The organism is Flavonifractor sp. DFI.6.63 (assembly GCF_024462255.1).
GTDB lineage: Bacteria > Bacillota > Clostridia > Oscillospirales > Oscillospiraceae > Lawsonibacter_A > Lawsonibacter_A hominis.
Window position 1 is genome coordinate 1 of record NZ_JANGBE010000032.1, and the last position, 15225, is coordinate 15225.

12 protein-coding genes are annotated in these 15225 nt (G+C 61.8%); 8 read left to right on the plus strand and 4 right to left on the minus strand.

Translation table 11 applies throughout. From position 1 onward, the window contains the following. Nucleotides 1-178: 178 nt before the first annotated feature. Nucleotides 179-922, minus strand: coding sequence for an alpha/beta fold hydrolase (locus NE547_RS14280; RefSeq protein WP_256176234.1), 744 nt, complete (start codon nucleotides 920-922; stop codon nucleotides 179-181). Between the two features lie 332 nt (nucleotides 923-1254). Between NE547_RS14280 and NE547_RS14285 the strand changes: the two genes are divergently transcribed. The 8 genes from NE547_RS14285 (at nucleotide 1255) to NE547_RS14320 (ending at nucleotide 8553) form a co-directional block, all read left to right on the plus strand. Then, nucleotides 1255-1869 carry a TetR/AcrR family transcriptional regulator gene (locus tag NE547_RS14285; protein ID WP_186906996.1) on the plus strand — a complete coding sequence of 205 codons (615 nt, stop codon included), beginning with the start codon at nucleotides 1255-1257 and terminating at the stop codon, nucleotides 1867-1869. Between the two features lie 346 nt (nucleotides 1870-2215). After that, on the plus strand, nucleotides 2216-2659 hold the full coding sequence (locus tag NE547_RS14290) for a hypothetical protein (RefSeq protein WP_186906995.1): 444 nt from the start codon (nucleotides 2216-2218) through the stop codon (nucleotides 2657-2659). A 1-nt stretch (nucleotide 2660) separates the two neighbouring features. Beyond that, complete coding sequence (locus NE547_RS14295; RefSeq protein WP_256176235.1) at nucleotides 2661-4157, plus strand: sodium:solute symporter; 1497 nt, start codon at nucleotides 2661-2663, stop codon at nucleotides 4155-4157. A gap of 325 nt (nucleotides 4158-4482) precedes the next feature. Next, nucleotides 4483-5100: a flavodoxin family protein gene (locus NE547_RS14300; RefSeq protein WP_186906993.1), complete on the plus strand. Its 618-nt coding sequence runs from the start codon at nucleotides 4483-4485 to the stop codon at nucleotides 5098-5100. A 13-nt stretch (nucleotides 5101-5113) separates the two neighbouring features. Beyond that, entirely contained in the window at nucleotides 5114-6673 is a 1560-nt protein-coding gene (locus NE547_RS14305; RefSeq protein WP_256176236.1) for an AMP-binding protein, read from the plus strand. A 1-nt stretch (nucleotide 6674) separates the two neighbouring features. After that, nucleotides 6675-7697: a 3-oxoacyl-ACP synthase gene (locus NE547_RS14310; protein ID WP_186906991.1), complete on the plus strand. Its 1023-nt coding sequence runs from the start codon at nucleotides 6675-6677 to the stop codon at nucleotides 7695-7697. After that, nucleotides 7694-8116: a MaoC family dehydratase gene (locus NE547_RS14315; protein ID WP_186906990.1), complete on the plus strand. Its 423-nt coding sequence runs from the start codon at nucleotides 7694-7696 to the stop codon at nucleotides 8114-8116. Before NE547_RS14310 ends, NE547_RS14315 begins: the two co-directional genes overlap by 4 nt. Nucleotides 8117-8133: 17 nt before the next feature. Next, nucleotides 8134-8553, plus strand: a complete 420-nt coding sequence (locus NE547_RS14320) for a MaoC family dehydratase (protein ID WP_256176237.1) — start codon at nucleotides 8134-8136, stop codon at nucleotides 8551-8553. 78 nt (nucleotides 8554-8631) lie between these two features. Here NE547_RS14320 and NE547_RS14325 read toward each other — a convergent pair whose 3' ends face one another. The 3 genes from NE547_RS14325 to trpB all read right to left on the minus strand — a co-directional run bounded on the left by NE547_RS14325 (nucleotide 8632) and on the right by trpB (nucleotide 15225). Then, nucleotides 8632-13011 carry a glycerophosphodiester phosphodiesterase family protein gene (locus NE547_RS14325; protein WP_256176238.1) on the minus strand — a complete coding sequence of 1460 codons (4380 nt, stop codon included), beginning with the start codon at nucleotides 13009-13011 and terminating at the stop codon, nucleotides 8632-8634. Between the two features lie 226 nt (nucleotides 13012-13237). Then, a complete protein-coding gene (gene trpA, locus NE547_RS14330; protein WP_256176239.1) occupies nucleotides 13238-14044 on the minus strand; it encodes a tryptophan synthase subunit alpha in 807 nt (268 codons plus the stop codon). After that, on the minus strand, nucleotides 14041-15225 hold the full coding sequence (gene trpB, locus NE547_RS14335; protein WP_186906985.1) for a tryptophan synthase subunit beta: 1185 nt from the start codon (nucleotides 15223-15225) through the stop codon (nucleotides 14041-14043). The genes trpA and trpB overlap by 4 nt, the downstream gene beginning before the upstream one ends.

The window sequence follows — 15225 nt, forward strand, 5'->3', positions numbered from 1 at the left end:
TGGGGCAACAAAAAGTACATGAATATGAAGCACCTGGAGGCCGCCATTGAGGATGCCTCCATTGCCGGCTGACTCCATTCATGCCAGAGCTTGCAAACTAAAGTGCGAAAAAATCTTGACACGACCTCAAAATAACAGGGCAGCCTCATAACGAGACTGCCCCTACAAACTTGAATTTTTACACCTTTACCATTGCAAGTATTTCTTCTACATAATCATTTGCGTGGTTAATTGAAAACTCTCCGTGATACATTTTCCTCATAACACGCAAAGAACTATTTTTCAGTTTTTCATTGATTATTTGTGCAGATTTTTTCATTGCAGCATTTTCTCTTTCACCTACAAATACTTTGACTTTTGCTGTACACGTTTCAATTGATTCTTTTATAGAATACAGAGAATTTGCTTGCAAAAATGCAATCATATTTTGTTTTGCAATACCACATGTATCTTTATAATAATCGTCAAATAACTCTTGCTTTATTTTAAGCGACTTAAATTGTAATTTTGAGAACCATTTATGTCTAATCAATCCGTAACAACTTCCAAACGCTGGTTTAATCATAGCATATGTGAGCTTTGAAGGAATAACCAAAGTACTCTCAACAATTGCATATTCGCAAATATTACCTCGCTGCGACAGTATTTCAAGCAATATCTGACCGCCAAGAGACAACCCACCTATTAGCAACACAGAACCCTTAAATTTCTCATCTATAAAGGAAATGATTTCTTTTGCATTATCCTCAATTGTTGTAAAACCATTATCACTTCCTGTGTGACCATCCAATATAGGAATAATGACATGAAATTTATTTTGAAGCGTTTCTGCTTCCTCTCGATAATTCCAGCAAGATAAACCGCCACCATGTAAAAGAATAATTACATCTCTATTCTCTTTTCCGTATCCCTTGTAATTCATATTCTTTTACCTCGTTATAAAATTCCGATTTGTCACTTTTTAATACTTGCATGTATTTTATCATGCAGGCAAACTATTTTCAATATATGGTCAAATTGCCGGAGATTTTAGTGGTGCACAAATAGAGTAAAAGGGATCGGGAAACACAGGACTTGAAACCTGATTCACATCATGATAAAATAATAAAATAACGGGTAGTTTGCCGCGCATCCGCGCACTCTGTGCGCGGACGCTGTCATTTTAGGCCCTGCTGTGAGCAACGGCGAAGGGCGGCTTTATCCGGCCCGAGCGCCGGGGTAAAGCAACAAAAACGGTTACAGAAGAGGTTGCGCATGGATATCACTCCGGAAAAGGCGTTGGTCAATCAGCCCAAAACCGTCCGCGGACAGGAGACCCTGAACCGTATCTGCCAGGCCGCAGAGCAGGTTTTCTATGAAAAGGGCTACTATGAGACCTCCATCAACGACATTACGAACCTGGCCAAGGTCAGCGCCGGGACCTTTTACATTTACTTTGAGAGCAAGCTGATGCTGTATAAATACCTGCTGTCCCAATACGGGCATCGGATCCGAAAGCACATCAGCCTGGCGGTGGCCAACTGTACCACCCGGCGCTCGGCGGAACGGGAGGGCCTGCGGGCCTGGCTGGGCTTTGTGGCGGAACACAAATATGTGTTCAATATCACGTGGGAGTCCCTGTTTATTGACCGGAGCCTTTTCGATGAATACTATGCCAATTTCTCCGCCGCTTACGTGGGGCAGCTGAAGAAGGCGCGGGAGAAGGGCGAGGTGGCCGACATTGATCCAGAGGTGCTCAGCTTTGCATTGATGGGCATCAGCAACTTTATCGGCCTGCACTGGGTGGTCTTCAAGGAGGAGCGCGATCTGGATCATGTGGTAAACGAGGCGATGAAAATCATTGACGGGATCTTTCCGCCGGAAGACTGACGCAGGGGAGACACGAGGGCGAACGGAACGGCCGTGGGATTTCTTACATCCACCGGGCGAAAATAGTCGTACGGCGAAAAAATCCGCACGATAGGGCTTGCTTCCGGTTGGGGCAATCCGGCTGAAAAAGGGGGACGGCACAGGGAAAGGCCTGTGCCGTCCCCTTTTTGAGGGATTCGTCAAAAACACAAGAGCGGGAGCGGGGTGAAAAAAATACTTGTTGACATTGCCAGTGGAGTGTGGTATGTTTGGCTTAAATATGAAACATGATTCATGTTTCATAAAGCGGCCGTCAGCCGGCGGGCGGCCGCAGCAAAAAGAGGACAAGAGAATAGGAGGTATCTGCATGGACATTTCCAAGCATAAGACCCTGCTGATCGTACTGATCGCAATCCTCTGGATCGCCTGCATCATCACGGGAACCACAGGACACTTTGTTCTCGGCATGTGCCTGGGCGTGGCGCTCATGTTCCTGCATATGATCTTGGGCGTGGCAAAGCAGGGAAAGGTCTCCAAACAGTTTTTGCTCTATCCCCTGCTGATCTGGGCGGCGCTGTGGCTGGTCAGCTTCATCCTGTCGGGCTACTTCGGCGATCGGTTTGCCGGAGGGATGCCCGCCTTTACGGTGCTGGGCTTCCATCCCTCCTTTGCGCCCACCATCTTCCTGTATTGGATCGGCGGACAGCTCACCCTGAATTTGGGGCTCTACCTGCTCCAGGATGAGTGGCTCTCCCAGAAGGACTGGGATGCGTTCTGCGACAAAGTCAAGGGAATGAAGGGGGTCAAATGATATGCCGCACAGTACGGTCGTTTTAATCGCAGCCTTTTCCGCGCTGATGATCGCGGTCTCCTTCGGCATCGGCGTCTGGGCCAAGAAAAAAGCCAATACCGCCCAAGCCTATTTCGGCGGTACCGCCATGTTCGGCCCGGTTGCCGTGGGCCTTTCCTCCATGGCGGGCATTGCCTCCGCGTTCGCCCTGGTGGGCGTTCCCGGTATCATCTACACCTCAGGAAACGCCATGACGTTCTGGATGCTCTCCGGCGCGGCCTTTGCCATGAGCTACATCATCCTGGGCAAGAAGGTGCGGGCCATGGCCGAGATCGCCCCCATCTCCAGTCTGGGCGATATCTGTGACGTGCGCTTCAACCATAACCGTTTTATCAAAGCCCTCATGTCCATTATTATCTGCCTGGGCTGCGTGGGCTATCTGGCCGCCCAGATCTCCGCGGGCAGCGCCCTCATCGCCCAGCTGGTGGATATCCCGCCCATCGTGGCCGGGTTTTTGATCTTTGGCCTGCTGACCGTCTACACCGCTTTGTCGGGCGAAGTGGGCGGCCTGCTGAGCCAGGCGTTCCAGGGCTTCGTCATGGTGCTGGCGGGGCTGGTGCTCATCATTGCCTTTTTTGTGGTCACCGGCGGCTTTGGAAATGTGCTGGAGGCCGTGTCCGCCGTCCCGGAGGTCACCGGGAGCAACGGGGTCACCAAGACGCTGGGCGCCACCCTGCTGGACGCCTGGGGGACCATGCCCGGCGGAATTTCCCTGACCTGGATGCTCATCCCCATCCTGGGCTGCGTAGGGCAGCCGCAGGTGCTCACCCGTATGTACGCGGTGAAGAATCCCCGGGATCTGCCTAAGGCCGGGCTGGTCACCGCCGTGACCCACACCATCGTGGGCTTCCTGGCGGTAGTGGCGGCCTACGGCGCGCTGTACCTGGTAGCGACCGGGACCATCGACCCGCTGGTTTCCGGGGATCAGGCCATCTATGCATTCTCCGATTATCTGGGCATCTGGGCGCAGGTGCTGGTGTACGCCGCCATACTGGCCGCCGCGCTGTCTTCGGCCAGTATGTTCCTGACCTCCTCCTCCACGCTGATCTCCAAGGACCTGACCTCTGCGCTGGGCATTAAGATCGCCCCGGAAAAGCAGATCAATGTCTCACGCGTCTTCATGTTTGTGCTGGGGGCCGTGTCCATCGTGGTGTCCATCTACTCGACCGAGATGGTGGCCCTGCTGGGCACCTTCGGCTGGGGCACCCTGGTCTCCGGGACCTTCCCGGTCTTTGTGCTGGGCCTGCTGTGGGAGCGCTGCAACGAGAAGGGCGTCATGTGCGGCGTAGCCGTCTCCCTGGTCTTCAACATCATCCCCTTCTTTGGATTCAAATTCCCCAGCGCCCTGCCCGGCTACTTTATCACCTCCGCCCTGGCGGTGGCCGTTACGGTGGTGGTTTCCATCATCGTCCCCAAAAAGGAACTCTCTCCCCAGCTGGACGCAGTGCTGAAGCTGTGATAACCTGGGGGAGGACGAGGCCGTCCGTGCGCCCGTAGTGTTGCGCCCAAAGGACGGGCCGGGACTTCTCGGATCCTTCCCAAGAAGAAAACAGCCTTCCCGTTCCGCCGGGCGGCAATGCCGCCCGGCCCTCCCCCCGCGTATCGTGTCCGCTCCGTGGGGCCGGCCGCACCACACAGACCATTCAGGAGGCGCCGCCCACGGCCCCTCCTGGTGGCGGACGGCGCCACGGAGCGGACGCTGCGAATCACCGGAGGTCCGCTGACGGACCGGTGTGGGCGCCGGTTCCGGCAGGGACGTCCCAAAACCGATTGGAGGAACCGATATGAGACTGCTGGCCATTTGCGGAAGCCCCCGGGAGTCGGGGAACACCCGCCGCTATCTGGAGCTTGCCCTGAAGGAGGCCCAAACGCTGGGCGCGGAGACCGAACTGGTCTGGCTGGGCGACAAGACCATTCATGGCTGCAAGGGCTGTTACGGCTGTGTCCAGGCCCGCCGCTGCGTCATTGAGGACGATTTCCAGCCCATCCTGGCGCAGATGGCCCGGGCAGACGGCATTCTCCTGGGCGCGCCCACCTATCATGCTTCCATTCCCTGTGAACTCAAGGCCCTGTTGGACCGGGCGGGTTTCTCCGGCCGCTGGGCGTGCAACGAGATGAAGAAAGCGGACGAGGGCTATACCTGGCAGGGGAGTCTGTTCTCCGGCAAGGTGGTCGCGCCCGTCACCGTGGCCCGGCGGGCGGGCCAGAACTTTGCCTTCGCGCAGCTGCTGCTCTGGGCGGCCTGCAACGACTGCGTCATTCCCGGAAACACTTACTGGAACGTAGGCGTTGCCGGAAAGGGCGGCGCGGTAGACGCCGACGGGGACAGCGAAGGCGTGGGGATCATGCAGGGCATGGCCCGCCGGATGGTGCGGACGATAGAGGCCCTGAACCGAACATAAGGAGCGATGTGATATGTCCAATGCATGGATCGGAAACTATGCCGCTTCCCGCGCACGGCTGAATCCCGGACGGGCGGCGGTGGAGGATCTGGATACCGGGGCGGTCTATACCTATGACGATCTGGAACGGCGGGCCAACCGGCTGGCCCACTATTTAAAAGAGGCCTGCGGCGTTGCCAAGGGGGACCGGGTGGCCTTCCTGTCCCGGAACCGGGTGGAACTCATCGACGCCTATTACGCCACCGGAAAGCTGGGGGCCATTCTGGTGCCCTATAACGCCCGGCTGTCCGCCAAGGAGCTGGGGCAGCTCATGGAGCGGGAGGGCCTGAAGGTGCTCTTTTACGAGGATGTGTTTGCAGCCAACGCGGCGGCGCTGGAGGGGACGTGTCCGGTGAAGACCTTCGTAGTGCTGGGAGGCGAGAGCCAACAGGGCCATCCGGCGTACGACGAGCTCCTGTCCCGGCAGCCGGACACGCTGGTGGCCTGCGACGCACTGGAGCTGGAGGATATTCACCTCATCATCCACACCGGCGGCACCACCGGACTGCCCAAGGGCGGCCTGGTGAGCCACCGCAGCGAGCTGTTCAATTCCTTCAATGAGATCTGCACCTGGGGCTTGAGCTACAGCGACAGCGCCGTTATCCTGCTGCCCCTGTTTCACACCGGGGGCTGGAACCTGCTCACCCTGCCGCTGCTCCACGCAGGCGGAAAGCTCTACCTGAGCCGGGTTTACGATCCCAAGCAGACGCTGGAGGTCATCCAGCGGGAGCGCACGACCTGTCTCTTCGGCGCGGCCACGATTTTCCGCATGATGGTGGAGTGCAGCGAATTCAAGGACGCGGACCTGTCCAGCCTGCGCTGGATCATGGCCGGGGCGGCCCCCACCCCCATCAACATCATGCAGGAGTTCTGGAATAAGGGCGTCAAGTTTGTCCTGGGCTATGGCATGACCGAGGCGGGCCCCAACAACCTGTCCACCCCGGCCCAGTTCGTGCCCCAGAACGTGGTGGAGGAAAAGTTTGCCTCGGTGGGCAAACCCATGTACCTGTCTCTGGTGAAACTCATCGACGACGACGGCCGGGAGATCACCACCCCCGACACCCCGGGCGAGCTGCTTTGGAGCGGCCCGCAGCTCTTCTCCGGCTACTGGGAAAACCCCCAGGAGACCGCCGCCACCCTGGTGGACGGATGGGTCCATACCGGGGATATGGCTACGGTGGACAAGGACGGCTTCTATTATATCGTGGGCCGGAAGAAGAATATGTTTATTTCCGGCGGAGAGAACGTCTTCCCGCCGGAGATCGAGAGCGCCCTTTATGATATCGAGGCGGTGCGGGAGTGCTGCGTCTTCGGCGTCCCGGACGAGAAGTGGGGCGAGGTGGGCAAGGCAGTGGTCTCGCTCAAACCGGGCATGATCCTGACGCGCGGGGAGATCCTCTCCGCCCTCGACGGCAAGCTGGCCCGCTACAAGATCCCGAAATATATCACCTTCGTGGACGATGTGCCCAAGAACAACGTGGGCAAAATCGTGGTCAAGCAGGTCACCGACCTGTACGGCAAAGCGGAGGACTGACATGGCGGAGAAACAGATCAACGTGGGCATCCGCAGCATCGGCTGCTATGTACCCCAGGGCATCCGGGACAGCGCCTGGATCGGCGCGGCCTCCGGGATCCCCGAGCCGGTGATCCGGGAAAAATTCGGCATCCGGCAGGTCCACAAGGCCGGGCCGGAGGAGACGGTCTCCTCCATGGGAGCAGAGGCCGCCCGCCGCTGCCTGGGGGACTTCGACCCCAGGGATCTGGACCTGGTGGTCTACTGCGGCAGCGAGTATAAAGATTACTATCTGTTCAACTGCGCGGCCAGGGTACAGTACGAGATCGGCGCGGTCAACGCCGCCGTCTTTGAGATCCATAACCTCTGCTCCGCGGGCGTTTGGTCCCTGAAGGTACTCAAGAGCATGATGCTCCAGGACCCGGAATTGAAGCATGTGCTGCTGGTCTCATCCTCAAAGGAGGGGGATCTGATCAATTACCGGGATTCGGACAGCCGCTTCATGTTCAACTTCGGGGACGGTGCGGCGGCGGCGCTGCTGGAGCGTGACCTTGACGAGAACGTCATCCTGGAAAGCGCCATGATCGCCGACGGCCAGTTTGCCGCCGACGTATCGGTGCCCGGCATCGGGTGCCGCAACTTCGAGGGCTTCCGAAACATGCCCTGGGAGGATCACTTTCTGCGGGTGCTGGACGTGGCTAATATGAAGGAGCGGCTGGACCCCATCACCCTGGGGAATTTTGTAAGCGTCATTGCCAAGGCGGCCGACCGGAGCGGCTTCGGTCGGGCGCACATCGACTATCTGGCGCCCATCTTTATGAAAAAATCCATCCTGCTCCACCTGCTGGACCAGTTTGGGCTTGCCGAGGAGAACACCTTCGTGCTGGAGGAGTACGGCCACTGCCAGTCCGCCGACTGCTTTATCTCCCTGCTGGAGGGGGCGCGCTGCGGCAAGCTGAAGGCGGGGGACCGGGCGGTGCTGGTCTCCGCCGGTACGGGCTATACCTGGGCGGCCACCGGCGTACAATGGGGGCCGGTGAAATGAGCGAGCCTTTTTTCCGCCCCTGGGCGGAGATCCGGGCGGGAGAACAGGCGGAACTGACGGTTACTATGGACGACGCCCGGGTGCGGGCCTTCTCCGCCCTCATCGGAGACACGGACTCCTTTCACGTCAGTGACGAGGCCGCGGCGCGCACCGTGTTTCAAACGCGCATCTGTCACGGCGTGCATCTGCTGGCCTATGTATCGGTAACCATCGGGCAGAAGCTGCCCGGATTCGGCACCACCTACGTCTCCCACCAATTTACATTCCGGGCCCCGGTGTACATCGGGGATACCGTTACGGTCCGCATCACGGTTCTGGAGAAGCTGGAGCACCGCCGTCTGCTGCTGGAGACCGCCATCCGGCGGGGCGACGGCGCGGAGGTGCTCACCGGTCAGGCCGTGGTAAAGACCTACTGCTGAACGGAAGGAGCGATCCCATGCAGGGATTGACCATGCAGGAACTGAAGCTGGGCCAGAGCGCCAGCACCTCCAAGACCATCAGTGAGGCCGACGTCTATCTCTTTGCCGGGATCACCGGCGACCTGAATCCGGCCCATGTCAACGAGCCGTACGCGGAAGAGACCCGTTTCGGCGGACGCATCGCCCACGGGATGCTCTCGGCGGGGCTGATTTCCGCCGTCATCGGGATGCAGCTCCCCGGTCCGGGCACTATTTACATGGGGCAGGAGCTGAAATTCCTGGCCCCTGTGCGCATGGGGGATACCGTTACGGCTACCGTGACCGTAAGGGAGCTGGACCCGGCGCGCAACCGGGTGGTCCTGGAGACCACCTGCGAGAACCAGGCAGGCAAGCGCCTGATCGCGGGTCAGGCGCTGGTTATGCCGCCAGGCGCGTAACGGACCGGAAACGGCAAGACGCGGCAAGAAAGGCACGCCGCAGAGGGGGACCTCTGCGGCGTGCCTTTTTGCAGCGGGTCAGGCCTGCGGAGCCAGGAAACGCATCAGGAGAACGGCTACCTCCGCGCGCGTGGCCGTACCTTGGGGGTCCAGTGTGTTGCCGGGCTTTCCGGTCAGGATGCCGCTGGAGACAGCCCACATTACGGATGCTTCCGCAAAGGTGGAGACTGCCCCGCCGTCGGCAAAGGTCTCCAGACCGGCGCGGGCGGCGGTGTTCTGCCCGTGGCTTCCGGCATAGCGGAAGAGCATGGCAGCCAGCTGTTCTCGGGTAATAGGCCCGTCGGGATTGGTGCCGTCGCTGACCGCATTTTCCATGGCCCACAGCCGGGCGGCGGCATACCAGGGCTCACCGCCGGAGAAGCTCTGCCCGTCCAGCCTGGCCAGTACGGTCCAGAGCATGGCGCGGGTCATGGGAAGGCTGGGGGAGAAGGCGCCGCCGCTGGTCCCCTGCATCAGGCCCCGCGCCCAGACACCGGACACGGCCTGCCCATACCAAGCTCCGGAGGGAACGTCGGCAAAGGAAGGCGCGGGGACGGGCGCAGGGGTTTCGCCGGTCGGAACGAAGGACACGGACACCGTTACCGCGCCGGCGGGCATGGTAAAGGTATACCGGCCACCGCCGGCGTCGGTCAGAGAGAGCGCCCGGCCGTTTTGAGCGGCGGCGGAAAGCTGATCCAGCGCATAGCCCTCGCCGGGGGTGACGGTGAGCGTGACCTTGTCCCCCATGGCGGCGCGTTTGGGACGGACGGTCACGAGACCGCCCGTTACGTTGGAGGGGATGCTGACGGGATAACGGCTGAGCTCCGCGCTGCCGCTGGAAGCGGCCCCGTCTCCGCCGTCGTGGCCGCCGTCCTGCGTGGTGCCGGTCAGGGTAAAGGCGTTGGAGTAAACATCGTAGCTGCCGCCGCTGTTGAAGGGGCAGGTGTAGCGCAGCAGGGCCAGCGTTTCACCGGCGGCCAGCGTGTAGGTGCCGTCCTCATTTTGGACGGGCGCCGTGCCGGAGAGGACCTTCAGCTCCACCACGGGGGCGGCGAGCACTGTGCCGTCCTGGGTGGTTACCACCGGCGAGAGCGCCACGCGGGAGCCCGCTTTGGCGGATAGGTCGGACTGAGTGACGCAGACCGCATACTTGCTGGCCCACATGCTGTAATCCGTGGTGTCGCCATTGATGCCCTGCTTCATGTAGGTATCCATAAGCCCCTGGTCCCGCACGGTCCAGGGCCAGAAGGTGATGCCGCGGTATTCGGCGTCCCGCATGGCCTGGACAAACGCGGCGCTGCCGCCGCCATAGCTGGGATTAAAGGTATTGTTGTCCTTCCAGACGCTCAGAGCCACGCTTTGAATGTTGGCGTTTGCGCTGCCCTGATCGCTGAACCCGGTAAGGTAGCCGCAGGACATTTCGGGCCAGGTCCTGGCCATCTCGTCCCGGATGTTGGCGTTGAATGTGATGACCACGCACTGCTCCACCACGTCCAGCTGTTCGGCCAGGGCCTTGACGGCGGCTACGATGGCAGTCTGGCTGGATTTGATCTCGATGAAGTGGACCACGTCCTTGCCCTTGAATTCCGTGAAGAACTGCTCCAGGGTAGCCATGCCCTCGCCGTCCTCCAGATTGACGGGGTTTTTGAACGAGAGCGCCTGAAGTTCCGCCCAGGTGCAGCGCTCCACCGTCAGGTTCTGGTTGTACAGCCGCCCGGTGGTGCCGTCGTGGTCGATGACCAGCACGCCGTCGGTGGTAAGATAGACGTCGTTTTCGATGGCGTTGGCCCCGGATGCATAGGCGTGTTTGGCGCTGCTCAGCGTGTTTTCCGTCGTATCGCCGGGCTGGCCGCGGTGACCGGTGATATAGGTGGGGCGGGCCATGATGATGCCCTCGTCCAGGGATTCCATGGCCGCGATGACTGCCCCGGGGGCAGTGGTAACGATGCCGTTGGGGCCGGCCGTGACCATGGAATAGACGGCCCTGGGATCGGCGGGCGTCTCGGCCCAGACCGTGATCAGCCGCCGCTGGAGGAAACGGATATGCTCCAGAGAGGCGCTTTGCGCGTCCAGCAGAGCAATTTTGGCATGACTTGCGTTGGTGAGGCTGGCGGCGCGCCACAACTCCTTGCCGGTGAGGCTTCCGTCTCCATCAGCGTCCAGATCCTGGAAGGTATAGCGGATCGCGCCCCGCACGCCGGTACAGGCTGCGGCGATCTCCTCCACCAGGGCGGCGTTGGCGCAGTCGGCCAGAACGGAGACATCCATGAGATTCTGCGCCGTGATCCAGTCCTTGACCGCCTGTGCCGCCGGCGCGTCGGAGAGGAAGAGGACCGGCAGGGTGGTGTCCCCCGTCTGCTCCAGGTAGGCGTCCAGCGAATCGGAGAGAAGCGCCCCGCTGCGGTCATAGACCCTCAGCGCGCTGTCCGGATAGACGATGATGCTGGAAGGGCGCTTTTCCGCCGCGGCGACTGCCAGCGCGTCGTTTCCGGCGTCATACACCACCGCCGCGGGGGAAGTGATGGCGGTGTCGGGAGCGTAGAGATCAGCCTGATAGTTGGCCCGGCCCTGGGTGCCCGGGGTGACCTGAAGGGACACGTTGTCGATGTACAGCTCGACGCCGCGGTCGGAGAAGCCAAAGCGGCCGGCGGAGAGACCGCTGAAGGGGGTGGTCAGGATTAGAACGTCGTTGATGTACTGGCGCACCACGCCCCTGGCGCACTCGGTGCGGAAGGTGTAGACCGTATCGGGGTCAAAGTCCTGCGTAAAGCTGCCCGTGGATACCACGTTCCAGCCGCTGCTCCACTGGGCCAGCTCCACACCGCCGCTGGAGGCGCTGATGCGGGAGATGGTCTGCCACCAGGAGCCTGCGTTTTGATACCCGAACATCAGACCGGCCCAGCGCCCGGCCTGGCTGGCGCCGGCAAAGCGCAGGTCCGCTTCAAAGATAAAGTCCACGTTTTCACCGGAACCGGCGGTCACGGGGGTGAGCAGGCGGGAAGTGCCGCTGTCGTCTCCGTCGGCGCCCAGGCGAAGCGCGCCGCCGGTGACCGAGGCGTCCACACTTCCGGCGGCCGTCAGGGACCAGCCCTGGGGCAGCTGACCCTCGGCCACGCCGTCAAACGTCTGGGTGTAAACGACGCGGTTGGGGGTGATGGAAAGCGTCTGCAGCGCGGCGTTCAGAGTGAGCGTCAGATCATAGTGGCCGCTTTCGCCGTCCCAGGCGGCGTTTACGTGGCCGCCGCGTGCGAGGAAATCACTCCCGGCCAACAGCTCCGCGGCGGCCGCGGCGGCCTGCTGATCCTGGCCCTCGTCCGCCGCCAGCAGGTTGTAGCGCAGCAGGTCGGCCGCCGTCCGGGCGGCCTCGGCGTCGGCGGCGGCCTCCGCCTCGCGGCTGCGCAGGGTAAGCGCGGCGGAGCAGCTGCCGCCGTCCCAGGCGGCGGTAATGGTGCAGCTCCCCTGCCCCGTCAACGAAAAGGGTACCTGGGCGGAGCCGTTTTCAAAGAAGAGGTCCAGGGCGGTGCCGCTCGCTTGCTCCTGAAAGCTGGCGTCCAGGCTGCCGCTGCGCTCCAGGGCGTCGCAGGCGTAGTTGGCCTGGACCTCTTCCTGGCTCAAGGCGCGGTCATACAGGCGGACGGAACGAAAGACCGCCTCGAACTTCCGGGTGTCGTCGTCGTGGCCCAGGCGCATCCAGCCGGAGGCGCCGATGGCGCCGGCGGGGGTCCAGCTGGCGGCGGCTTCGCCGTTGACATAGACGGTGCTCTCCGCCCCGGCGGTAAAGACGATGGAGACCGTGGAGCCCTGGAGCAGCGCGGCGGCGTCGTTGAGCTTGGGCCGGTTCTGGTTGTTGCCGTTCTTGAATTCCCAGATGCCGTTGCTGGCCCGGTGGAAGACGCTGAACGAGTCGTTTTCGGAGCTGAGCAGCGTACCGAAGCTGTTGCCGTAAAGAATGTAGTCGTCCACCACCATCTCCAGGGTGAAGGCGCTGCCGTTGATGGTGTCCTGCAAACACTGAGGGGTGCTGTAAGCGGTGTTCTTGAGGTGAAAGCCCTCCCCGGTCCAGTAGTTGTCCCCGGAGAGCTCGGACAGGGCCAGATCGGCCCCGTTTCCGCTCAAGTCCTCCCAAACCGTGGCCGCGGCATCGTGGCCGCTTTTCGTGTTGCAGACCCCGTCCCAGTGGAGGACAAGGCCCTCGTCCACGCAGTCCGGGGCGTTGTCCGCCGTCAGCGTGACGCGTTTGGTTCCGGTAAAGTCGTCCCCGGTGTTCAGAGTCAGCATGGCGCTTTCGCCGGAGTAAAGCTGCTCCGGTACGGCGATCTGCCCGCCGAAGGGCTCCGCGGCCCGGGCCGGCGCCGCCAGCTGGGCCGTCAGCGCGGCGGCCAGAACCAGCCCGGACAGCCTGTGAATCGTCTGTTTCACTCCTGGTTTCCTCCCAATTAAACAATGGCTTTGCCGCGGCGTCCATACGCGCGCCGGCCGTTTCATTGTAAAAGCGGGAGGCCGTCTCCTGCAACGGAGGGGCGGTAAGCTCTGTTTGCAGTTTCGGTCAAGGACAGCGGCAGACAAGAAAAAAGGTTGTAATGGGCGAAAAGATTGCAACAAGAGAGCTGACGCCAACGGGCAAATGGAAAAACAAACGTAAAATTTAGGGGGGGTCTGCCTCTGCCGGACGCTGCGGGGCGCTCACCGCCGCCTTCATCGCCTGGACATAGTCCCGGACCGCGGGTACGGCGTCGCGCCCGTACCGCCCGGCCAGCGTTACGATGGCGGAGCCAACGATGGCCCCGTCGGATACAGCGGCCATGGCGGCCGCCTGCTCGGGCGTGGAGATCCCGAAGCCCACGGCGCAGGGGATACCCGGGTTGGCCCGCCGGACCAGCTCCACCATGGCGCCCACGTCTGTGGTGATCTGGCGGCGCATGCCGGTGACGCCCAGGGAGGACACGCAGTAGACGAAGCCCTCCGCCGCCCGGGCGATCTGGGTGATGCGGCCGGCCGAGGTGGGGGCGATCAGGGAAATGAGGTCCAGTCCGTACTTGCGGCACAGCGGGGCAAATTCCTCTTTTTCCTCAAAGGGCACGTCGGGGAGGATCAGCCCGTCGACCCCGGCGGCTGCGGCGGCGGAGAGGAAACGCTCCGTACCGTAGGAGAAGACCACGTTGGCGTAGGTCATGAACACCAGGGGAAGGGTAAGCGTCCTGCGCAGGCGGCGCACCAGCGCAAAGATCGAATCGGCGGTCACGCCGCCGGACAGGGCCCGGGCATTGGCGGCCTGGATGACCGCGCCCTCGGCGGTGGGGTCGGAAAAGGGGATGCCCAGCTCGATGAGGTCGGCCCCCGCCTGGGCCATGGCGTGCACAATGGCCTCGGTGGTCTCCAGATCCGGGTCCCCGCAGGTGAGGAAGGGGATGAAGGCCTTCCCGCCGGCAAACGCTTCTTTGATTCGGCTCATTCGCGGATCTCCTCCCCACGATACCGGGCGATGGCGGAGCAGTCCTTGTCGCCCCGCCCGGAGATGTTGATGACGATGATCTGTTCCCGCCCCATGGAGGGGGCCAGCTTCCGGGCGCAGGCCACCGCATGGGCCGACTCGATGGCGGGAATGATGCCCTCCATGCGGCTCATGTACGCAAAGGCGTCCACCGCCTCGCTGTCGGTCACGCTTACGTATTCCGCGCGGCCGGTGTCATGGAGCCAGGCGTGCTCCGGGCCGATGCCGGGGTAATCCAGCCCCGCGGAGATGGAGTACACCGGGGCGATCTGGCCGTACTCGTCCTGGCAGAAGTAGCTCTTCATACCGTGAAAGATGCCCAGGCGGCCGGTGGCGATGGTGGCCGCCGTGTCGGGGGTATCCACCCCCCGGCCCGCCGCCTCACAGCCGATGAGCCGGACGGAGGGGTCCTGGATGAAGTGATAGAACGCCCCGATGGCGTTGGAGCCCCCGCCCACACAGGCCAGCACCGCGTCGGGGAGCCGTCCTTCCCGCTCCAGAAGCTGCTGCCGGATCTCCCGGGAGATCACCGCCTGAAAGTCCCGCACGATGGTAGGGAACGGATGGGGCCCCATACAGGAGCCCAGGCAGTAGTGGGTATCGCGGATGCGGGCGGTCCACTCCCGCATGGTCTGGCTGACTGCGTCCTTCAGGGTGGCGGTGCCGGTGGCCACCGGATGGACCTGCGCCCCCAGAAGGCGCATTTTGTAGACGTTCAGGGCCTGGCGCCGGGTGTCCTCCTGGCCCATGAACACCTCGCACTCCATGCCCAGCAGCGCCGCCGCCGTGGCGGTGGCCACCCCGTGCTGGCCCGCCCCCGTCTCGGCGATGAGGCGCGTTTTGCCCATTTTTTTGGCCAGCAGCGCCTGGCCCAGCACATTGTTGATCTTGTGGGCCCCGGTGTGGTTCAGGTCCTCCCGCTTGAGATAGATCTTCGCGCCGCCCAGGTCCTGTGTCATGCGGCGGGCAAAGTACAGCCGGGAGGGCCGCCCGGCGTACTCGTTGAGCAGCTCGGACAGCTCCGCGTTGAACTCCGGGTCGTCTTTGCAGCGGTTGTAGGCATCCTCCAGCTCGATCACCGCGTTCATCAGCGTCTCGGGCAGATACTGCCCGCCGTGGATGCCGAATCGTCCCTTGGACAT

Bases quoted from the DNA above. Each gene is read 5' to 3' on its own strand.
- NE547_RS14280 (WP_256176234.1), bottom strand. From the start codon at position 922: ATGAATTACAAGGGATACGGAAAAGAGAATAGAGATGTAATTATTCTT.
- NE547_RS14285 (WP_186906996.1), top strand. From the start codon at position 1,255: ATGGATATCACTCCGGAAAAGGCGTTGGTCAATCAGCCCAAAACCGTC.
- NE547_RS14290 (WP_186906995.1), top strand. From the start codon at position 2,216: ATGGACATTTCCAAGCATAAGACCCTGCTGATCGTACTGATCGCAATC.
- NE547_RS14295 (WP_256176235.1), top strand. From the start codon at position 2,661: ATGCCGCACAGTACGGTCGTTTTAATCGCAGCCTTTTCCGCGCTGATG.
- NE547_RS14300 (WP_186906993.1), top strand. From the start codon at position 4,483: ATGAGACTGCTGGCCATTTGCGGAAGCCCCCGGGAGTCGGGGAACACC.
- NE547_RS14305 (WP_256176236.1), top strand. From the start codon at position 5,114: ATGTCCAATGCATGGATCGGAAACTATGCCGCTTCCCGCGCACGGCTG.
- NE547_RS14310 (WP_186906991.1), top strand. From the start codon at position 6,675: ATGGCGGAGAAACAGATCAACGTGGGCATCCGCAGCATCGGCTGCTAT.
- NE547_RS14315 (WP_186906990.1), top strand. From the start codon at position 7,694: ATGAGCGAGCCTTTTTTCCGCCCCTGGGCGGAGATCCGGGCGGGAGAA.
- NE547_RS14320 (WP_256176237.1), top strand. From the start codon at position 8,134: ATGCAGGGATTGACCATGCAGGAACTGAAGCTGGGCCAGAGCGCCAGC.
- trpA (WP_256176239.1), bottom strand. From the start codon at position 14,044: ATGAGCCGAATCAAAGAAGCGTTTGCCGGCGGGAAGGCCTTCATCCCC.
- trpB (WP_186906985.1), bottom strand. From the start codon at position 15,225: ATGTCCAAGGGACGATTCGGCATCCACGGCGGGCAGTATCTGCCCGAG.